General features: G+C 71.0%; 19 protein-coding genes and 1 pseudogene. 17 read left to right on the top strand and 3 right to left on the bottom strand.

The features are described 5' to 3' along the window. Nucleotides 1–177 precede the first annotated feature (177 nt). Nucleotides 178–297 (top strand): annotated as a pseudogene (locus tag ACZ7OY_RS20200) (short-chain fatty acyl-CoA regulator family protein); the annotation flags it as partial. A 137-nt stretch (nucleotides 298–434) separates the two neighbouring features. Here the strand turns inward: ACZ7OY_RS20200 and folP are convergent. After that, nucleotides 435–1,325, bottom strand: a complete 891-nt coding sequence (folP, locus tag ACZ7OY_RS20195; protein WP_471912805.1) for a dihydropteroate synthase — start codon at nucleotides 1,323–1,325, stop codon at nucleotides 435–437. 127 nt (nucleotides 1,326–1,452) lie between these two features. Between folP and metF the strand changes: the two genes are divergently transcribed. Continuing rightward, nucleotides 1,453–2,367 (top strand): methylenetetrahydrofolate reductase [NAD(P)H], encoded by a 915-nt coding sequence (metF, locus tag ACZ7OY_RS20190; protein ID WP_471912607.1) that lies wholly within the window; start codon nucleotides 1,453–1,455, stop codon nucleotides 2,365–2,367. 542 nt (nucleotides 2,368–2,909) lie between these two features. Here metF and ACZ7OY_RS20185 read toward each other — a convergent pair. Then, entirely contained in the window at nucleotides 2,910–4,385 is a 1,476-nt protein-coding gene (locus tag ACZ7OY_RS20185; RefSeq protein ID WP_471912606.1) for a PepSY-associated TM helix domain-containing protein, read from the bottom strand. Between the two features lie 204 nt (nucleotides 4,386–4,589). After that, a complete protein-coding gene (locus tag ACZ7OY_RS20180; protein ID WP_471912605.1) occupies nucleotides 4,590–5,219 on the bottom strand; it encodes a hypothetical protein in 630 nt (209 codons plus the stop codon). 365 nt (nucleotides 5,220–5,584) lie between these two features. Here ACZ7OY_RS20180 and ACZ7OY_RS20175 point away from each other — a divergent pair, with 365 nt between their 5' ends. From ACZ7OY_RS20175 to ACZ7OY_RS20105, 15 genes are all read left to right on the top strand, one after another. Next, complete coding sequence (locus ACZ7OY_RS20175) at nucleotides 5,585–5,755, top strand: hypothetical protein (protein ID WP_471912604.1); 171 nt, start codon at nucleotides 5,585–5,587, stop codon at nucleotides 5,753–5,755. 313 nt (nucleotides 5,756–6,068) lie between these two features. Continuing rightward, on the top strand, nucleotides 6,069–6,656 hold the full coding sequence (locus tag ACZ7OY_RS20170; RefSeq protein ID WP_471912603.1) for a hypothetical protein: 588 nt from the start codon (nucleotides 6,069–6,071) through the stop codon (nucleotides 6,654–6,656). 38 nt (nucleotides 6,657–6,694) lie between these two features. Further along, nucleotides 6,695–7,432 (top strand): YcnI family copper-binding membrane protein, encoded by a 738-nt coding sequence (locus tag ACZ7OY_RS20165; protein WP_471912602.1) that lies wholly within the window; start codon nucleotides 6,695–6,697, stop codon nucleotides 7,430–7,432. Nucleotides 7,433–7,925: 493 nt separating this feature from the next. Continuing rightward, entirely contained in the window at nucleotides 7,926–8,186 is a 261-nt protein-coding gene (locus ACZ7OY_RS20160; protein WP_471912601.1) for a hypothetical protein, read from the top strand. After that, nucleotides 8,186–10,480 carry a heavy metal translocating P-type ATPase gene (locus ACZ7OY_RS20155; RefSeq protein ID WP_471912600.1) on the top strand — a complete coding sequence of 765 codons (2,295 nt, stop codon included), beginning with the start codon at nucleotides 8,186–8,188 and terminating at the stop codon, nucleotides 10,478–10,480. Before ACZ7OY_RS20160 ends, ACZ7OY_RS20155 begins: the two co-directional genes overlap by 1 nt. After that, nucleotides 10,477–11,007 (top strand): copper chaperone PCu(A)C, encoded by a 531-nt coding sequence (locus ACZ7OY_RS20150; protein WP_471912599.1) that lies wholly within the window; start codon nucleotides 10,477–10,479, stop codon nucleotides 11,005–11,007. The genes ACZ7OY_RS20155 and ACZ7OY_RS20150 overlap by 4 nt, the downstream gene beginning before the upstream one ends. A gap of 131 nt (nucleotides 11,008–11,138) precedes the next feature. After that, nucleotides 11,139–11,825 (top strand): hypothetical protein, encoded by a 687-nt coding sequence (locus ACZ7OY_RS20145; protein WP_471912598.1) that lies wholly within the window; start codon nucleotides 11,139–11,141, stop codon nucleotides 11,823–11,825. A 237-nt stretch (nucleotides 11,826–12,062) separates the two neighbouring features. After that, nucleotides 12,063–12,665, top strand: coding sequence for a sigma-70 family RNA polymerase sigma factor (locus ACZ7OY_RS20140; RefSeq protein ID WP_471912804.1), 603 nt, complete (start codon nucleotides 12,063–12,065; stop codon nucleotides 12,663–12,665). A gap of 921 nt (nucleotides 12,666–13,586) precedes the next feature. Further along, nucleotides 13,587–14,342, top strand: coding sequence for an aspartyl/asparaginyl beta-hydroxylase domain-containing protein (locus ACZ7OY_RS20135; RefSeq protein ID WP_471912597.1), 756 nt, complete (start codon nucleotides 13,587–13,589; stop codon nucleotides 14,340–14,342). Nucleotides 14,343–14,564: 222 nt separating this feature from the next. Next, the gene (locus ACZ7OY_RS20130; protein ID WP_471912596.1) at nucleotides 14,565–15,938 is read left to right on the top strand and encodes an MFS transporter; all 1,374 of its coding nucleotides are present in this window, start codon (nucleotides 14,565–14,567) and stop codon (nucleotides 15,936–15,938) included. A gap of 43 nt (nucleotides 15,939–15,981) precedes the next feature. Further along, the gene (locus ACZ7OY_RS20125) at nucleotides 15,982–17,010 is read left to right on the top strand and encodes a beta-ketoacyl-ACP synthase III (RefSeq protein WP_471912595.1); all 1,029 of its coding nucleotides are present in this window, start codon (nucleotides 15,982–15,984) and stop codon (nucleotides 17,008–17,010) included. 17 nt (nucleotides 17,011–17,027) lie between these two features. Continuing rightward, nucleotides 17,028–17,267, top strand: coding sequence for an acyl carrier protein (locus tag ACZ7OY_RS20120; protein WP_471912594.1), 240 nt, complete (start codon nucleotides 17,028–17,030; stop codon nucleotides 17,265–17,267). Nucleotides 17,268–17,290: 23 nt separating this feature from the next. After that, nucleotides 17,291–18,181, top strand: a complete 891-nt coding sequence (scoE, locus tag ACZ7OY_RS20115; RefSeq protein WP_471912593.1) for a (3R)-3-[(carboxymethyl)amino]fatty acid oxygenase/decarboxylase — start codon at nucleotides 17,291–17,293, stop codon at nucleotides 18,179–18,181. Continuing rightward, complete coding sequence (scoD, locus tag ACZ7OY_RS20110; RefSeq protein WP_471912592.1) at nucleotides 18,178–18,726, top strand: (2E)-enoyl-ACP glycyltransferase; 549 nt, start codon at nucleotides 18,178–18,180, stop codon at nucleotides 18,724–18,726. The genes scoE and scoD overlap by 4 nt, the downstream gene beginning before the upstream one ends. A 21-nt stretch (nucleotides 18,727–18,747) precedes the next feature. Continuing rightward, the gene (locus ACZ7OY_RS20105; RefSeq protein ID WP_471912591.1) at nucleotides 18,748–20,331 is read left to right on the top strand and encodes a long-chain-fatty-acid--CoA ligase; all 1,584 of its coding nucleotides are present in this window, start codon (nucleotides 18,748–18,750) and stop codon (nucleotides 20,329–20,331) included. Nucleotides 20,332–20,420: the final 89 nt, after the last annotated feature.

The raw sequence follows: 20,420 nt of genomic DNA, 5'->3' as shown, positions 1-20,420 counted from the left end.
TCGGGAAAGGAAGAGCGCAGTCCAGATTCTGGAAGGTGTGGAGGAGCGTGTCGAAGCAGGCCGGCGAAGGGCGGGGAACGCCGCACTCGCGCTTCCCTCAGGCGATCCGGACGGTGGGCGGGTCGGTGATGTTGCCGATAAGCAGGGTGAGTTCGCCGAGGTGGTGGAAATTCGTCCATGGGCTGTCGCGTCAGCGAACGCCTCGGCCGCTCCCACCGGGCCGCACCACCGCTCGGCCGTCCGCAGCTCATCGACCAGGACAGCGGCACCCAGGTGCCCCGTCTGGTGGAGAACGACCAGGTCGCCGTACGGCCGCGGCAGTCGCGCTCTTCGGCGATGCCTCCGAGCCGAACTGCGGTGCGTTCCAAAGAGGTGTTCCGAGACGTCTCTTCAGGCCCCATCGCCCTGGCGTGGGAAACGGCTGCCCTGACGTGTCAGCCCGCCCACCGAACCGTTCGAGCACCCTGCTCCGTGACCGTCCTCAACGCGGCTTCGACACGCACCGCGTCAGCGGTGGCTCCGACCTCGTGCACCCGGACGGCCCAGGCACCCTGAGAGGCCGCGAGCGCGGAGACAGCTGCGGTGGCCGCGTCCCGAGCACGCGGTGGACGAGGTTCCCCGGTGGCCGGGTCCGCCAGCAGCGTGCCCAGGAACCGCTTGCGTGAGGCCGCGACCAGAACAGGGCGCCCCAGACGGTGCCAGGCGTCGAGGCCGGCCAGCAGGGTCCAGTCGTCCACACGCGTCTTGGCGAAGCCCAGGCCCGGATCGACGATCACCTGCGCCGGATCGAGGCCACCCGCCGCCATGGTTTCCATCTGCCGCTCCACCTCATTCACGACCTCGACCACCACGTCGTCGTAGGTGGCCAGGCCGTCCATCCCGGCAGACTGCCCGCGCCAGTGCATGACGACGAACGGAACGCCCGTCCTCGCAGCGACCTTCACCATGCCGGGATCCGCACGACCGCCACTGACGTCGTTGATGATCCGCGCGCCCGCATCGACCGCGGCCTCGGCCACGTCGGCCCGCATCGTGTCCACGCTGACGAGTACGCCCTCCTCCGCCAGGCCCCGGACCACGGGAAGGACCCGTCTCAACTCCTCCTCCCGGGTGATCCGGACCGCCCCCGGACGGGTCGACTCACCGCCGACGTCGACGATGTCCGCTCCCTGGCCGACCAGCTCAAGGCCGTGCGTGACGGCTCGGTCGGCGTCGAGCCAGAGCCCCCCGTCGGAGAAGGAATCCGGAGTGACGTTGACGATGCCCATCACGCCACAACGACCCCAATCGGGTACGCCTGGGAGTCGGTGTCGGTACGCGTTCATGGACACATTCTGGCCTCTCCACCGCCCCCGACCCGAAGCTGGCGGACCTGAACACGACCTGTTCCAGCCGAGTATCAGCACGTGGACAGCACATCGAGGGCTGTAGGCCTGACGCTAACGTGCGCCCATGGCCCTCGGCATCCCCTCCACCCGACCGGACCGCGCGGCGACCATCCGCGAACTCCTCGCCTCAGGACACCGCTCCTACTCCTTCGAATTCATGCCCCCACGCAGCGCCGAAGCCGAGGCCGGGCTGTGGACGGCGATCCGGAGGCTGGAGGCGCTGTCACCGACCTTCGTCTCCGTGACCTACGGCGCCGGAGGCTCGACGCGTGGCCGTACCGTCAACGTCACCGGCCGCATCGCCCAGGAGACCACCCTCACGCCCGTCGCCCACCTCACGGCGGTCGATCACAGCGTCTCCGATTTGCGCAACATCCTCGGCCACTACGCCGACCAGGGCGTCCGCAACATCCTCGCTCTGCGCGGCGACCCGCCCGGCGACCCGCTCGGTCCCTGGGCCAAGCACCCCGAGGGCATCGAGTACGCGGCCGACCTCGTTCGTCTGGTCAAGGAGTCCGGTGACTTCTGTGTCGGTGTCGCGGCCTTTCCCGAGCTGCATCCGCGCTCAGCCGACTGGGACAGCGAGATCGGGCACTTCGTGGACAAGTGCAGGGCCGGGGCGGACTACGCGATCACCCAGATGTTCTTCGACGTCGAGACCTACCTGCGCTTCCGCGACCGGGTGGCCGCCGCAGGGTGCGCGACACCGATCATCCCGGAGATCATGCCGGTAACCACGATCCGCTCCTTGCTCCGCATCCCCAGCCTCAGCACCGCCGCGTTCCCGCCGCGGCTCGCCGAGCGGATGCTCGCCGTGGAGGACGACCCGAAAGCGGTCAGGGCACTCGGCATCGAGCACGCGACCGAGATGTGCCGGCGCCTGATCGACGAGGAGGCCCCCGGTCTCCACTTCATGACCATGAATTTCTCCAAGGTCACGACAGAGATCTACCGGACTCTCGGCCTGCAGTCGGCCTGAGTTCCCGGTGAGGGGCTTGTCGCGAGATTCTCGCTTTGATGTTCGCCGCGTGGGTGGTGACTCTGGGCGTCCGTCTCAGAATCCGCCATGCGTGCGGCGAGCCGCCGGATCCCGCTGGGACTGAGCCCGGGCTCTGGGATCAGAGGCCGCGCGGGGCGAGCGGTCGGTCGAAGGCGGCGCTACCCATGCCTCAGGAGCGGGGCGAGTGGACTTATCCAGCCTTGGCGTCGGTGGAAGGTGAGACCGCGACCGGGCCGGACGGAGGCCAGCAGCCACCAGCGGCCCACGGGATCGCCTTCGGTGACCATTTTTGAGGGAGTCGGGCCGCGATGTCCCTTTAGTGGGTGGTCGGGCGGACGGCGAAGTCATGCGCCGGCGCCAGTTGTGCCGCCGGTGTTCTTTCGCGTGCGAGTGCCGGACCGGCATGGCGGTCCCGTGAGCGGGAGTTCTGGTTGACAGATGAAAAGGGCAGGCCCAAGCCGGGAGTCTCCGACCTGGGCCTGCCCTCAATCACGCTCCGGTCGGGTTCCGACCGGACGGTGTCACGCAGTGGTGCGGGCCTTGCGAGCCAGTCCGGCTGCTATGTCGAGGACGAGGAATGCGAGGAGGGTGATGCCGAGGACGGGCAGGGCCCAGCCGAGGGCGGCGACGGCGGGGATGCCGAGGATCAGGACGGGCAGGGGCAGGGTGCGCCAGGTGCCACGTGCAGGGGCCTTCCCGAGGCGGGCTGTGCGGTCCTCGCGGGTGGGGCGGCGCTGCCACCACATCCGGTAGCCCCACAGGATGATGAAGACCAGGCCCAGGGCGATGACGGCGAGGAGTATCTGGTTGGCGATGCCGAAGAGCCGCCCCATGTGCCCCTGGACGCCGAGCTTGGTGAACTTGGCCAGAACCGGGTAGTCGTTCCAGCGGGTCTCGGCGGTGACCTCGCCCGTTGCGGCGTCGACGGCGACCTGGTCGTAGTGAACGGGCCAGCTGGGGTCGTCCTGGGCGGCGGTCCACGCGCTCGCGGGGTCGGCGGGCGGGGTCAGAACGACCTTGCCGCTCAGGCCGTTGTCGCGGGCCACGGCGAGAACGGTGTCGAAGGCGGCGGGGTCGGCCGATGCCGCGTCCTGGCCAGCGTGGTGTCCGGCGTGTCCGGCGTGGTCGTCGCCGTCGGCGGCCTTGGCTCCGGGCAGTGCGGTGTCGAGTTCGGGGGCGTGTCCCTTGACCGTGTCCAGGAGTTTTCCGAACCGTTCGCCGGCGTAGTGGGACCAGGTCAGACCGGTCGCGCTGAGGAACAGCAGGCCGAGGGCGATCCACACTCCGGTGGCGGCGTGCCAGCCGCGGGTGCGGCGGACACCCCGGGCGGACCGGTCGGGCAGCAGAACACCGCGCGCGGACTTGGCACGCTGCCCCCGGGCACGCCCCAGCCACAGGACGAGTCCGCCGGCGACGAGCACCCACAGCCAGCTGGCGGCGACCTCCGAGTACAGGCGTCCGGTCTCACCGAGGTGAAGGTTGCGGTGCAGGTCGTCCAGCCACGTCGTCAGCGGGGTCGAGCCCCACCAGGTGGTCAGTTCGCCTTTGACCTCGGCGGTGTAGGGGTCGACGAACACGGTGCGCTGTTTGTCGCCCAGTTCCGGCACGGACAGCACCACACGAGTGGTGTCCCCCGGACCGGGCGGGGTGGTCACGGAGGCCAGGGTGCCTTCCGGGTGGGCTGCGCGGGCCGCGGATATCTGCTCGGCCAGCGGGCGCGGCTGTCGGCCGGACTGCTCCACGTGCAGCACGTCGCCGTAGACCAGGTCGTCCAGTTGCGGGGTGAACGTGTAGGCCAGCCCGGTCAGCGCGGCCACGAGCAGGAAGGGGGCGACGAACACCCCGGCGTAGAAGTGGAGCCGCACCAGCAGCGCCCGCACGCCTCGCCATGAGCGGACCGGCAGCGCGCCGGTGGCCGCGGTGCCGGGAGCCTCGTCGAGGACCGCGTCGGCGGCCTCGGACTCGTCCTGTGGTTTTTGTTCCTGGGTGGAAGACATGGATGCATCCCCAATGGGCACCCGGCGTCGGCGACGCAGGGCGCGAGTGAAGTCGGCAGGTCGATCCGCCGAGAAGCGGCGGCAGGGCATGCGCGGCGGACCGCCTTCCGGGAACGGCTCGACGAGAAACGGCCGTTCCGGGAAGCGCGGTCGAAGAGGGCACGCCGGACTGCGTCCGTCACCACCTGTGGGCAGGACGAACGGTCAGCAGCAGACTGCGGGCATCGGGGGACCTCGGCGCGCGATGTTGTGCCGCAGGAGCGCACCACGCACCGGCTGCACCGGCACGAAGAACCACACGGGCCGTGCCGGGGGCGGCACCTGGCAGACCGAACGGATCCGCTCGGCCAGTCGCAGCGGAGCGAAGACGAACATCGCCAGAGCACGGCCGGCACGGAAGACGGCGGCCTCGCCACGCCACAGCCACAGTCCGCACAGCACTGCGGCCAGGGCGTGCGCCGCGACCATGCCCAGCGACCAGTGGCTCGTCATCGGGCCGTCCATGGGCATTGCACCCATCGCCGGCGACGCCTCATGAGCCATGCCGGCCTCGGAACCGGGCATGGTGGGAGAACCGGCGGAGGTCTGGGCGAAGTCGAACCACCCGTGCAGAGCGAACTGCACCGCCACGGTGGAACCGGTGACCGCCAGCACACCGCGCTCGCGGCGCCCGGCGAGCCACCACGCCCCTGCAGTCGTGGCCGCGAACCCGTATCCCACCGCCCAGGTTGGAACCCCGTGGGACATCAGGGCATGGCCGAGACTCGTCACCGTCACGCACACGGCGGCGAACACCGCGGCGCGTGCAAGGCGGAAAGCGAGTCCGGAAGGCATGGGCAGTCATCATGCCAGCTGACCTTCAGTGTCACCGCAGCGCATCGAAGCGCATCCGGCGCGCGAGGGGCTGGATGGCCGGAAATGCCTGACAGGCATGGCTGTGCGCAATCCGGGCAACTCGTAGCAATTGTCTTGTATCGCGGTGTCGTTCACGTCACATTCACCGAAGTCGAGGACCTGCGGCGCGCGTCCATCAGCTCGCCGTCGGCGCAAGGAAGGCGTCCCAGGCCGCGGAGCCTCAAAAATGGGGGTCGGCCGGGGGACCGACTGCCGGCGGCCAGGAGGGGATCTGGACCGGTCGGCCGTCCGGCGCGGACAGCCCTGCCTGGAACACCGCCGAATACGTAAGCGTCGACAGTTCCTTGGGCAGGGCGGTCTTCGGCACCGCTCTGCACCACGCCGTCGGCGAGACCGAGGCACTCAGCGTCGCCTTCGTCACCGACGTCACCGGGCGGCGCCCCTGGCGGGCCGCCACTCTTGCCCACGGCTGGCGCACCCGCATGGCCGACCTCGCGGCTGAAGCGGATCCATAGATGGCCGCCATCGCCTGGGCGGACCGGGACATGGCCCGTCCCGTCGACCTCGCCGTCGGTCCGGTCTCCGGTCACACCTGCTCAGGACCGGGTGGGAGCCGTTCCTGTGGTACCACCGGGTCCACCACCTCGCACTCGACGGCTTCGGCCTCTCCCTCGTCGCCCGCCGCGCGGCTCAGGTCTCCATGGCCGTCATGGTCGGCGTCTCTCTCCCCGACGGCGGCTTCCGCACCTTCGAGTCCGTCCCGGCCGAAGAAGGCGCCCGGCCGGGGCGAGGGAGGAGATCCGCCGACCGCATGGCAGCATCGGGTGCATGAGTGCGTCCCCGGCGGTGCGGAGCCTGCGCGCGGCGGTGTTCGCCGCTCTTTGCGTGTTGCTCGCCGCCGGGGGGCACGCGCTGGCGGCCGGCATGGCGCCGCCTGGGTGGCTGCAGGCCGCCGGATTCGTGCCGGTCTTCGGGGCCGGGTACCTGCTGGGCGGCCGGGAGCGGTCGCTGGCGGCCATCGGCGCCGGCACTCTCACCGCCCAGGGCGCACTGCACCTCGCCTTCGGCGCCTCACGGCCGCACGCCACGATGACCATGCGCGGCATGGGTATGTCCCACGCCCATGCCCTGACCCCGCACGCCACCACCGCTCATGTCGCGGCAGCCCTCGTGCTGACCTGGTGGCTCAGGCGCGGGGAGAGCGCGCTGTGGTCCCTGCTGCGCCAGGCCGTCGCGCTGGTGCCGGGCCTGGTGGCCTGGTGGCGGGTGCGCGGCGGGGCACGGTTGGTGCCGGACGCGCGGGACGTCCCACGACCGTGTCGGTGGGCCGACGGTCCCCGCCCCCTCGGCCGCTTCCTGCTACGGCACACAGTGCAGCGGCGCGGGCCGCCGCCGGAGGCTCCGTACCCGATCTGATCCCAACACACCTTTCCATTACGGAGATCGCCCCACCCATGTCCCGAGTACGCATCACACTGCGCCGCGCCGGCGTCGTCACCGCTCTTGCCGCGGCCGGAGTCCTCGCCGCGGCCGGCATCGCCTCCGCGCACGTCACCGTCCACCCCGGCAGCTATGCCAAGGGCGCCACGGACGGACTGCTGACCTTCCGGGTCCCCAACGAGGAGGACTCCGCGTCCACCACCAAGGTGCAGGTGTTCCTGCCCACCGACCACCCCGTCCTCGGCGTCCTCGTCTCCCCGCGGGACGGCTGGACCGCCAAGGTCACGAACACGAAGCTCAAGACGCCGATCAAGACCGACGACGGCACCATCACCGACGCCGTCTCCGAGATCACCTGGACCGGCGGCAAGATCGACCCCGGGCACTACGAGGACTTCGACGTCGCCTTCGGCCAGTTGCCCGAGGACACCGACGAGTTGGCCTTGAAGACACTCCAGACCTATTCCGACGGCAAGACGGTCCGCTGGATCGAGGAGGCGGCGCAGGGCGACGAGGAGCCGGAGAACCCAGCGCCTGTCCTCAAGCTCACCGCGAAGAGCGCGTCGGACGGGGCCAGCGTGCCGACCGCCTCCGCGTCCCCCTCGAAGAGCTCCGCGTCCGCCGCCTCCGACAGCAGTGACTCCACCGCCCGCGGTCTCGGTGTCGCCGGGCTGGTCGTGGGGGTAATGGGTCTGGCTGCGGCGGCCTTCGCCATGGTGCGTAGCCGCTCCGGTGACTCACGGCCCGAGTGAGGCGGTGTGCCCTGCCGACGGGTGAGCAGTCGGCAGGGCACTGCTCCGTCGAGCGGGCGCCCTCCATGGCGGGCGCGGTGGTGCGGTCCTTTCGACCTCGGGACCGAGTGACGGAGACCCGATTGTCTGTCCAGCGGATCCCGGGTATCTCCTGCCCGTGTCCCGCCCGTGACCACGGACGTTCGCCCGCGGCTCCGTCGCCCCGCAGGATCGGCCAACGGCGCTGCACGGGTGAAGGGCACCAGTGAAAGACGCCGAAGCCGAGGAGGACGAAAGCGATAGCGCGCGGGCTCCGGGGCCGCGAGCTGCTCACAGGCCTCCGCGCCGGCCCTCGATGTCGTTTGGCTCAGGCGGATGCACCCTTTGGCGCACGTGTGATGCAAGTCACGATTAGGTGCCGGAACTCGACGCTCTGTCGACTCGACTACTGGAGCGGTACGGCTACAACCGCCGTCTCTCGCGAGACGGTTCGATGCGACCAGGGAGGTCGGGCATGGCCGATATTCCGATGTCACCCCGCTCCGCCGGTGAGGCCGCACGCAGACTGCTGCCGCCGCCCGCGCTCTGCGGGTTCCTGCTTCTGCTGGTGCTGCTGTTCTCGGTGTCGTACGCCGCCGGGTCGGCGGCGGGGCCCGTGGCGCCCGGTATGCACGGCACCGGGACATCCGAGAGCAGTGGTGGGAGCGGCGGCAGTGACGGCAACGGCGGCGGTATGGACGACATGCCCGGGATGGGCCATGGGGGCGGTGAGTGATGGCGGCCGAACCCACGGCGAGCCTCGTCGTCACGGACGTCACCGTGGGCGGGATGACCTGCGCGGCCTGTGTCCGGCGGGTGGAGAAGAAGCTCGCCAAGCTGGAGGGCGTCACGGCCACGGTCAACCTGGCCACGGGTCTCGCACGGGTCAGCCATCCGGCCGCTGTCGCGCCCGAGGATCTCGTCACCGCGGTCGAGCAGGCCGGATACCAGGCCGCCCTGCCCGTGCGCGAGGACGACGAGGCGACCGAGGAAGCGGACGAGGCCGGGACCGACGAGGCCCGGCGCGAGCGGGAACGGATCGTGGTCACCGTTCTGCTGGCGGTGCCGGTCCTGGTGCTGTCGATGGCGCCGGTCCTGCAGTTCCGCAACTGGCAGTGGCTGTGCTTCGTGCTGGCCGCCCCGGTGGCGGTGTGGAGTGCCTGGCCCTTCCACGTCAGGGCACTGCGGGGGCTGCGGCATTCCACGGCCACCATGGACACCCTGGTCTCTCTGGGGGTCGTGGCGTCGTTCTCCTGGTCGGTGTACGCGCTGTTCCTGGGGGGAGCGGGCGAGCCCGGGATGCGGATGTCGTTCAGTCTGGTGCCGTCCGCGTCGGAGGGCATGGCGCACCTGTATCTCGAAGCCGCCGTGAGCGTGCCGCTGTTCGTGCTGACCGGGCGGTTCCTGGAGGCGCGGGCGCGGCGGGGCACCGGGGCGGCGCTGCGGTCGCTGGCCGAACTGGCGGCCAAGAAGGTGTCCGTCCGCGACGAGCACGGTGAGCGGTCGGTCCCCATCGAGCAGCTGCGGGTGGGGCAGGTCTTCGTCGTGCGTCCCGGTGAGCGGGTCGCCACCGACGGGCGGGTGACGGACGGCAGTTCGGCTGTGGACCTGTCCCTGGTCACCGGTGAGAGCGAACCCGTGGAAGTGTCTCCCGGCTCGACCCTGGTCGGCGGAGCCGTCAACGCCGGCGGGCTGCTGCTCGTCGAGGCCACGGCGGTCGGGGCGGACACCCAGCTGGCCCGGATCACCCGCCTCGTGACGGAGGCGCAGGCGGGCAAGGCACGGGCGCAGCGGCTGGCGGACGCGGTCGCCGGGGTGTTCGTACCGGTCGTCCTGGCCATCGCGGTGACTGTCCTCGGGTTCTGGCTGGGCGCCGGAGCCGATCCTCAGGCGGCTCTCACCGCCTGTGTGGCCGTGCTCGTGGTGGCCTGCCCCTGCGCGCTGGGCCTGGCGACGCCGACCGCCCTGATGGCCGCCACCGGGCGCGGTGCCCAGCTGGGCGTGCTGGTGAGCGGGCCGCAGACGCTGGAGGCCCTGCAGCACGTGGACACGGTCGTCCTGGACAAGACCGGCACGCTGACCGCCGGCCACATGACGGTCGCCAAGGTCACCGCGTTGCCGGGCGTACTCGGGCAGGACGCGGTGGTTCGGCTGGCCGGGGCGGTGGAGCGGGGCTCCGAGCATCCGATCGGGCGGGCGATCACCGTGTACGCGGACCGCATGGCGGCGGCCGGACCGGTGCCGGACGTGACGGACTTCGCCGCGGTCCCGGGACACGGGGTCAGAGGCCGGGTGGACGGCCGTACGGTCGAGGTGGGTGCGCCCGACGACAAGCTGCCGCGCGCACTGGCCAAAGCGCTGGCCGCCGCGGAGGACGCGGCCCACACGCCGGTTCTGGTGCGGGTCGACGGCCGGGCCCAGGCGCTCATCGCCGTCGGTGACCTGGTCCGCCCCGGCAGCTACCGGGCCGTGGACCGGCTGCGCCGGCTCGGTATCCGCCCGGTGCTCGCCACCGGCGACCGCAAGGCGCCCGCCGACGCCGTCGCCGCCGCACTCGGCATCGACGAGGTGTACGCCCGCTGCACCCCCGAGGACAAGGCCGCCCTCGTACGGGACCTGGCGAAGGACGGCGCCCGGGTCGCGGTGGTCGGCGACGGCGTGAACGACGCCGCCGCGCTCGCCGCCGCCGACCTCGGCATCGCCATGGGCAGCGGCACCGACGTGGCCATCGGCGCCGCGGACCTCACCCTGGCGCGAGGCGACATCGAGGCGCTCGTCGACGCCGTCCTGCTCGCCCGGCGCACCCTGGGCACGATCCGGACCAATCTGGTCTGGGCGTTCGGCTACAACGTCGTCACCGTGCCGCTGGCCATGGTCGGCCTGCTCGATCCCATGGTCGCCGCTGCGGCGATGTCGGTGAGTTCCGTGCTGGTGGTCGCCAACAGCCTGCGGCTGCGCACCTGGCAGCCCTCTCCCGCCCGCGGCCGGAGCCACTCCGGGACGCGGGGCGCGAAGGGCGGTGCCCGATGAAGAGGATCACAGGCCCGCTGTCCTCACCGAAGCGCCTCGACCGGCGGCGGCTGCGGGACGCGGCGCTCGCCGCTCTCGTGCCCGTCGCGGCGTGCAGCCTGGCCCTGGCGGGCCTGACCGCCTGGGCCGGCACGGGCCGGGCCGGCCGCCCGGCGGTCATCCGGGTCACGGAGGGGAAGGTGCTGCTGCCGTCCGCCGGTGTCCCGGAGACCGCGGCGTTCTTCCGCATCACCAATGAGGGCGGCTCGGCCGACCGTCTGGTCGGTGTCACGTCGCCCGGCGTCCCGGGTGGGGTCACGCTCTCGCGGCACAGGATGAAAGGGAGGAACGCCGCCTTTCGGGAATCGATCGACTCCATCGCGGTACCTGGGGGTGACAGCCTGGCCATGTCGCCGCGCGGAGTGGACCTTACGGTCTCCGCGCCCACCGTACGCTGGCGTCCGGGCGACCTGGTCTCCTTCACGCTGGATTTCCGGCGCAGCGGCAAGGTCAAGGTGTACGCCGTCGTGGTGCGCCCGGGAACGTAGTCGCCCCGAAGGCACACCGAGTTCCCCTGGTCCTCAGGTGACATGAGTCACTGTCAATTCTGCGAGATGGGCTCCGAAGCGCCCCGTACCCCTGACGGCGATCGGAACCCTGGTGCGAAGATGGGCGCGTCATGACTGTCGGAGGGTGGTGCCGCGTTCTGCGGGCCGGCGTGTTCGCCGCCGCCTGTGTGCTGCTCGCCGCCCTCGGTCACGTAACCATGTCGGGGACTCCCGTTCCCTGGTGGGCGATGGCCGTCGGTGCCACCGCGACCGGCGTGGGCGGCTGGCTGCTGGCCGGCCGGGAACGTGGCAGCACGTCGATCGTCGCGGTGGTGACCGCCGCGCAGGCGGTGCTCCACGAGACTTTCACCCAGGCGCAGAAGTTCGCGTCGACGCCGGAGACGGCCGTGATGCCCGGCGCCGGTGGCTCGACGGGCATGGGCACCATGGACATGGGCTCGATGGGGTCGATGGACATGGGGTCCACCGCGCACGCGGTGCACGGCATGGCCGGCGTCGGACACGTGCACGGCATGAGCGGTACGGTTTCGGTCGGTATGTTGGCCGCGCACCTGCTGGCCGCAGTGCTGTGCGGGCTGTGGCTGGCCCATGGCGAGCAGGCTGTGTTCCGCGTCCTCAGGGCCGCGGCGGCCTGGCTGGCGGCACCGCTGCGGCTGCTGCTGGCGTTCCTGCCCGCACCACTGGCCCGACCGTCCGTTCGCAGGCGCCGTGACTTCGCCTGTCCGGCTCCAGTGCGGCTGCTGCTGTGCTGTTCTCTCACCTTCCGCGGGCCGCCCGCGGGTGCCGCTGTCATCTGAGACAGCCGGATCCACCCGGGGCCCACCACTGCGCCTCCCGTCGTCCTGCGGCCCAGTCGCGCGCAGGGCTGCCGACGGTCTCCCCGCCGCGACCCGCTCACGCACCGCTGCGGGCAGGCAGTCCCTCACAGGCCCCGGGCATCGCCGTACCTCTCGAGTACGGACGCACCCCATGTGCCGGTGAGCCGTGCCCTCGTGAGGGCCCGGACCCGGAAGACCTGAGAAGGACATCACGTGATGATCTATGTCCTGCCCGCTCCCCGCGCGGATCGTGCCTCCGCGGACGCGTCGGCGACCGCCTGGGCACTGGCCGCCCGCGGTGGTGACCACGACGCGGCCGACCGGTTCGTCCGTGCCCTGCACGGTGACGTACTGCGCTACGTGGCTCACCTCAGCGGCGATCCCCAGACCGCCCACGACCTGACCCAGGACACCTTCGCTCGGGCGTTCGGCAGCCTGCACCGCTACGAAGGCCGCGCCTCGGCCCGCACCTGGCTGCTGGCCATCGCCCGGCGCACAGTCGCCGACAGCCTGCGCCGTGCCGCGGTCCGCCCCCGGATCGCGGACGCCGTCGACTGGCGGACGGCGGTGGAACACTCCCAGCCGTGCGGCTTCCCGGGCTTCGACGAGGGTGTGGCCCTGCTCGACCTTCTGGAGAGCCTGCCCGACGAACGCCGGGAAGCGTTCGTGCTGACCCAGGTGGTCGGGCTGTCGTACGAGGAGACGGCCGGGTTCGTCGGCTGCCCCGTCGGCACGGTCCGCTCCCGGGTCAACCGTGCCCGCGCCGCCCTGGAGCGGCTGCTGCGGAAAGCCGAGGCACCGAGCGCCCTTGCGGCCTGACCCCGGGTCGCTTCTCTGGCGGCGCGGTCCCGAGAAGCGGGCCGTGTCGCCGGGAACTCGACGCCTTGGGCGGGCGACTACTGGGACGTGACAGACAACAGCGAGCGATTCCGTTGTCCGGTAACGCGGTTGTGGCCGCTCGCGGCCGATCCGCTCGCACTGGACGCAGGACTGAGAGCCGCGACCTGCGCACGCGCTCAGGAGCTGTCCCTGGACGTCGCGGCCGGCGAACGTGTCGCCCTGAGCGGCCGGGACGAGGCGACGGGGACAGCGCTGCGGCGTGCGGTGGCCGGGCTGAACCCGGTGGCCGGCGGAGAGATGACGGTGACCGACCGGGGCAGCCGCACTCCCGCTGAGCGGGCGTGGCGCGCCAGGGCTTGCGCCTGGCTTCCCCCGGCGCCCCGACCCGGCCCGCTCGCAGGCGCAGGCAGCCGACGTACCGGCCCGCAGCGCACACCTGGCAGCGGCGGCGTTCGCCGCGGACCTGCCGGGCGTCGCCAGGCTGACGGACCGCCCCCTGGGCAGCCTCACGCCGGGCGAGACCCAGCGCCTCCACTGGGCCCGGGTGATCGGCTGGTGACGGCAGGAGCCGGGGTGCTGTCGGCCGACGATCCCGCAGAAGGGCTGGAACCGGACGGCCGTGACGCTCTGGTGCACCTGCTCGCCGGACTGCCGGTGACCCTCCTGGCGGCGACCGCGGACGCGGTGCACACCGCCCTGTGCGACCGACGGGTGGGTACGACGCCCGACCGTCCCGGCGCACGGCGTTCACCCCTCCCACGACCAGCAGCGGGCCCAAGTCTCCTGCCGCTCCCAAGAATTGACGGAACATCGCGGGAACTCGCCGGCTTGTTCCACCGACTACTACTGCGACACCGGCTCGTCGGCCGACCACGGCGGTAGTGGCCAGGAGAGGCCTGTATGACACCCGAGATAGACGACGCCTTCGCGGCGATCAGAAGGACGCATGGCGCGGACTCCATCGAACGTGTGGAGCGGATGCTGGAGCCCGGTGGAGGGGCACGGCGCCACCCGCTCCAGAAGGGGGCCAAGTGGATCCTCCCGGGGCTGTCCCCGTCGCCCTGGCACGATCCCCACGGCCATCCCGAACTGATGCCGGCCGTCGAGGCGTTCGAAGCCGCCCATACGGCTGTCAAGGACGAACTGGGCGCCGCCTGGGCGGGGCACCGGGAGGCGTTCTCGGACTACGAGCACTACCTGACCCGCCAGGAGGACTGGCAGGCCCTCTACCTGTACCGGAAAGGGGGGCTGGTCGAGGAATCCGCAGGAATCGCACCCACGGCATACAAAATCCTCAAAGAGTTTGCCGTCGAGACCGGCGCGATATGTCCACTACTGGAATGCCATTTCTCCACCCTGCTGCCCGGGGCGGCCATCGCCCCGCATTGCGACCTGTGGAACTTCAGCATCAATCTGCATCTCGCCGTCGACATTCCGGACGGATGCAGCATCACGGTGGCCGGTGAAACACGCTCCTGGCAGGAGGGGAAGTGCCTGCTCTTCGACTACTCCTTCGAGCACGAGGCGCGTAACGACGGCGACCGCCCGCGAACCTGCCTGCTCGTGGACCTGTGGCATCCGGAGACCACCGCTCCGGAACGGCAGGCGCTGACCGCGCTCATCACCGAGGTCAGGCGGCTCATGGCAGACGACTGATCGGCCGCATTATGCATCGATAAACCATCCGGCAGTGGCACTGTCGGCTTTCCGTGCTGCTCGAAATGCATTCCGTGTTCCCGATGGGCGCCTTTCCGGATGCCATTTCCGAGCCCGCCCGCTGGTGTTATGGTGACTCGAAATGATCGGCCGATTGGATTTCAGGGCCTGGATCTCTCGTTGTTTTTCACTTTTTGCTGATGAGTGAGGAGGACGCCGACCGTGCGAGCACGACTTTCCCTTCTCGTTCTGGCGCTGGCCCAACTGGTCATCGCGCTCGACTACAACATCGTCTACGTCGCCCTTCCAGAGATAGGCGCCGGCCTCGGCTTCTCCTCGCACGACCTGCAGTGGGTGGTGAGCGCCTACGTCGTCACGACGGGCGGTTTCCTCCTGCTCGGTGGCCGCACGGCCGATCTGCTGGGCCGGCGTCGGACCTTCGTCGCCGCGGCGCTCGTCTACGCGGGGTCCTCGCTGGTGGGCGGCCTGTCCCAGTCGGCGGGAGTCCTGATCGCCGTCCGCGCGGCGCAGGGCATCGGCGGCTCGCTGCTCTTCCCGGCCACGCTCGCCCTGATCAACACGATCTACGAGGAAGGGCCCGCCCGGAACCGGGCTCTCGCGGTGTGGGGCGCCGCGGGGGCCGGTGGCCTGTGCTTCGGGTCGCTGCTGGGCGGAGTGCTCGTGGAGGCGTTCGGCTGGCCGTCGGTGTTCTTCGCCAACGTTCCCATCGCTCTGACGCTGGCGTGGGCGGGCCGGCGGCTCTTCCCGGCGGACGGCCCGCGCACCGGCACCCGCCGGTACGACGTCACCGGCGCGCTGGCCGCCACCGGCGGGATCACGCTCCTGGTGTTCCTCCTGGTACGCGCCCCCGAGGCGGGCTGGGGCAGCCCGTCCGCCCTGCTCGGCGCCGCACTCACGGTCGGCCTGCTGACCGTCTTCACGGTCGTCGAGACCCGTGCGCGTGACCCGTTGGTGCCCGCGCGGCTGTTCGCCCACCGCGGGCTGCTCACCGCGATGGCGGTCACCGCCCTGTACAGCGCCACCTTCAGCTCGCTGCCCTATTTCATGACCCTCTACTTCCAGAACGTGCGTGGTTACGGCGCGTTCGCGACCGGCCTCGCGTTCCTCGTCCCGGCGTTGGTGACCGCCCTGGGCACTCAGGTCGGCGAACGGGCCGTCGCCCGGATCGGGGTTCGGCGCATGCTGGCGGGCGGCATGGGACTGGGCGCGGGAGGGGCCGCCGCGCTCGGTCTCGCGCTCACGGGGGACGGCTCGTATCCCCTGCTGCTGCCCGGGATCGTGCTGCTGGGGCTCGGTCAGGGTGCCGCCTGGACCGGGATGTGGATCGTCGCCGCCTCCGGAGTGGCCGCCGAGGACCAGGGGGTGGCCTCCGGCATGGCCTCCACCACGCTTCAGGTGGGCGGTGCGGTCGGTCTCGCCCTGCTGGTCGCCCTCTCGTCGGGCGTCGGCCACGGGCCGCCGGACGATGCCCTGCTGACCGGCATCCGAGCCGCCGTGTTCGCCATCGCGGTCGGTCTCGGCTGCGGTGTGCTGCTCACCCTGATCCTGCGCAGAGCCACGCCGACCACTGCGTAGACCCTCGCCCCGCTCCCCTTCTCACCCCACGAGGAGAACAGCTGTGCCCAGCGACATCCCCAGCCCGCCCGGTCCGGCGGCCGTCCTGTGCGGACTGGCCGGATGGGTACCGCCCCGCGTGGTAACCAACGACGAACTCGCCGCACGGCTGGACACCGACGACACGTGGATCCGTACCCGCACCGGGATCCGCCGACGGCACGTCGCCGAGCCCGGTCAGGCCACCTCCGACCTCGCCGTCGAGGCCGGGCGGCGCGCACTGCGCTCGTCCGGGGCCGAGTCCGCCGACACGGTGATCGTCACCACGACCACCCCGGACCGCCCCTGCCCCGCCACCGCGCCGGTGGTGGCCACCCGCCTCGGCCTGACGGGGGCGACGGCCTTCGACGTCGGCGCGGTGTGCACCGGGTTCGTGTACGGCCTCGCGACCGCCGCCGGGCTGATCGTCGCCGGTGTCGCCCGCCGGGTGGTGCTGATCGGCGCGGACACCTACTCCACCATCGTCGACCCGTTGGACCGCACCAACGCGATCATCTTCGGGGACGGTGCCGGCGCGGTCGTCCTGCGTGCCGGAGCGGCGGACGAGCCCGGCGCGGTCGGCCACTTCGACCTGGGCAGCGACGGCGCCCACGAGGACCTGATCACGGTCGCCGCCGGCGGCTCCCGCCGGCGTTCCGCGGGCGGCGAACCCAGCCGTGCCGAACGCCACTTCGCGATGCGCGGCAAGGAGGTCTACCGGCACGCGGTGACCCGTATGGCCGCCTCGGCGCGGACCACCCTGGACCGGGCCCGCTTGAAGACCGACGACGTCGACCACTTCGTGCCCCACCAGGCCAACCTGCGCATCCTGCACTCCGTCGCCGACGACCTGGGCCTGCCCAGGGAGCGCTGCGTGGCCAACGTCGACGCCGTCGGCAACACCGGAGCCGCCTCCATCCCGCTCGCCCTCGCCGACGCCGCCACCCGGCAACGGATCCGCCCCGGCGACCGCCTCCTGCTCACCGCCTTCGGCGGCGGACTCACCTGGGGCTCCTGCCTGATGACCTGGCCCGAACTCGCCCCGCACCCGTAACCGGAACGGACCACACCATGACCACCTACGAGCAGATAGTCGACGTCGTCGTCCACCTGCACGACGTCCCCGCCGACCTGATCCGTCCCGAGGCCACCCTGGGCGCACTGGACGTGGACTCCCTGACCACCGTCGAGATCAGTATCCGCATCGAGCGCGACCTCGGCGTCACCGTCGGAGACGACGAACTCCAGCCCGACCTCACTCTCGGCCAGCTCGCCGACCTGGTCGACTCCCGCCGCCCCACCACCGTCTGAGCCCAACGAGAGGACCGGCAGCGATGCAGATCAAGGACCAGCCCGGCGCCGCGCTCGGCGTCACCGTCGAGGACTTCGACCACACCACGGCCTCCGAAGCGGACATCAGCACCCTCAAAGAGGCCGTCTACACCAAGAAGATCGCCGTCCTGAAGGGCCAGGACCTCACGCCCGAGCAGTTCCTCGCCCTCGGCCGGCGCCTCGGCCGCCCCGAGACCTACTACGAACCGATGTACAAGCACCCGGACGTCCCGGAGATATTCGTCTCCTCCAACGTCCCGGAGAACGGCAAGCAGATAGGCGTGCCGAAGACCGGCAAGTTCTGGCACGCCGACTACCAGTTCATGCCCGATCCCTTCGGCATCACCCTCATCCACCCGCAGGTCGTACCCGAGAAGAACCGCGGCACCTACTTCATCGACATGGGCCGGGCCTACGAGCGGCTGCCCGGGAAGCTGAAGAAGGAGATCGCCGGGACGCGTTGCCGGCACTCCGTGCGCAAGTACTTCAAGATCCGTCCGCACGACGTCTACCGCCCGATCTCCGAGATCATCGAGGAGGTCGAGACGAAGACCCCGCCCGTCGTCCAGCCCACCACCTTCACCCACCCGATGACGGGGGAGACGGTCCTCTACCTCAGTGAGGGCTTCACCGTCGGCATCGAGAACGAGGCCGGGGAACCGCTCGACGAGGAGCTCCTCAAGCGTCTTTTCGAGGCGACCGGCCAGCTCGACGACTCCTTCGCGCACGAGGGCATCCACCTGCAGAGCTTCGAGAAGGGCGACCTGCTGGTCTGGGACAACCGCAGTCTCGTCCACCGCGCCCGGCACACCGCCACCCCGGAGCCGACCGTCTCCCACCGCGTCACCGTCCACGACGAGCGCAGGTTGTACGACGGGATGCGTGCCGCGTGACCGCGCCCGCCACCGACCGCGCCGACGCTCCGCCAGGACGTTCGTACCCCATCGACGAGGAACTGCTGGCCCGGGTCCTGGTGCCCTACAAGGAGCAGTGCAAGTACCTGAAGTCCGCCGAGGTCACGGCCGCCGCCGGACTCGCCTCCGCGCGCTGCGCGTTCGCGATCCCGGAGTCCTGCTACATCGACGACACCGGCCATCTGAACTCGGTCGAGGTCAACATCGCCTACAACCAGATGATGTACTACCTGGTCGCCAAGTCCGTGAAGGAAGGGCTGCTGACCGGCTTCGAAGCCTGGACCCTCGACGACTTCTGGCGTCACCAGCTCCCGGACGTCCTGATCGCCCGCTTCACGTCCAACTTCCGGCGGCCCGTCGACCCCCGTTCCTTCACGGGGGAGATGGAGTTCCGCTCCGTGACCCGGCGCACCCCCGGCGGTGGCAGCCCGTTCCTCCACGCCCAGACCGTCTTCCGCTACCAGGACGCCCACGGCGGCCGGTGCGACGGCGAGGCGACCCTCGCGTTCGTCAACGTCCCCTGACCCACCGGAGGCAGAGCTTTCATGGAGACATCCACGGCGTCGCAGCCCCAGGGCGCGAGGCTCCACCACCCCGGACTGAGCACCCTCATCCACACCACCCGCTTCCACGCCACCCGGCAGCCCGAAGCGACGGCGGTCATCTGCGGGGACCGCACCCTCACCTACGAGGACCTGCACCACGCCAGCAACCGCATGGCCCACGCCCTGCGGGCCGCGGGACTCGGCGAGGGCGACCGGGTGGCCTACCTGGGCAAGGAGTCCGAGCACTACTACGAGGCCCTCTTCGCCTGTGCCAAGACCGGCACCGTGCTGGTCCCGGTCAACTGGCGGCTCACCGCTCCCGAGGTGAGCCACATCCTCCAGGACTCCGGCACCCGACTGCTGTTCCTGGAGGACGAGTTCGCACCGATCGTCGAGGGCATGCCCACCGAGCCGCCGGAGACCGTCGTACCGGTCGGTTCGATCACTGCCTGGCGGGCCGGGCACCCGGACGGCGAGACGGAGTTCGAGGCCGGCCCGGACACCCCGGTCGCCCAGCTCTACACCAGTGGAACCACCGGCCTGCCCAAGGGCGTCGTCCTCGCCCACCGCAGCTTCTTCGCGATCCGCGACGGTCTCGCGAGCGAGGGGCTGGACTGGATCGACTGGCGGGTGGGCGACATCGCGCTGATCGGTATCCCCGGCTTTCACGTCGGCGGGCTGTGGTGGGCGACCCAGAACTTCAACGCCGGTACGACGGTGGTGGCGATGCGTGCCTTCGCCGCCCGGCAGGCCGTGGACCTCATCCGCGACCTCGGCGTCACGACCGCCTGCGTGGTTCCGGCCATGCTGCGCATGATGCTCACCGAACCCGGGGTGAGCGCGAAGGACTTCACCACCCTGCGCAAGACGGTCTACGGCGGCTCCCCGATCTCGGAGGCGCTGCTGGAGGAGAGCCTCGCCGTCCTGGACTGCGAGTTCGCCCAGATCTACGGGCTCACCGAGACCGGCAACACCGCTGTCTGTCTGCCCCCGGCCGCGCATGTCCCGGGCGGGACGCTCATGCAGGCCGCCGGGCACCCCTACCCGGGAGTACGCGCCAAGGTGATCGACGACCAGGGCCGTGAACTGCCCCCGGGCGCGGTCGGCGAGGTCTGCCTGCACACGCCCGCACGGATGGTCGAGTACTGGGGACTGCCCGACAAGACGACGGAGACGCTCGTCGACGGCTGGATCCACACCGGCGACGCCGGCTACCTCGACGAGGACGGCTACGTCTTCATCCGCGACCGCATCAAGGACGCCATCCTCGTCGCCGGCGAGAACGTCTACCCCGCCGAGATCGAGAACGTCCTCGAACACCACCCCGGGGTGGGGGAGGCGGTCGTGGTCGGCATCCCCGACGAGCGGTGGGGCGAGAAGGTGCACGCGTTCGTCGTACCCGCGGCGGGCGAGCGGCCCAGCCCCCGGGACCTGCACACCTTCCTCGTCCCGCGCCTCGCCGCGTTCAAACTGCCCGCGAGCTACGAGTTCACCGATCACGTCCCGCGCAACCCCAGCGGCAAGATCCTGCGCCGCGAACTGCGTGACCGTTTCTGGAACGACTCCGCGCGCAAGGTCAACTGACCGGTCCGCCCGCGCCGTTCCCGCCCCGGCGCGGGCACGTCCGCGAGTCACCGGCACACCCACCGGACGAGCCACCGAGAGAGAGACCC

This window comes from Streptomyces sp. NPDC107559 (assembly GCF_055657365.1).
Note: the sequence above shows the minus strand (reverse complement) of the source record. Positions and strands in the feature narration are given on the sequence as shown.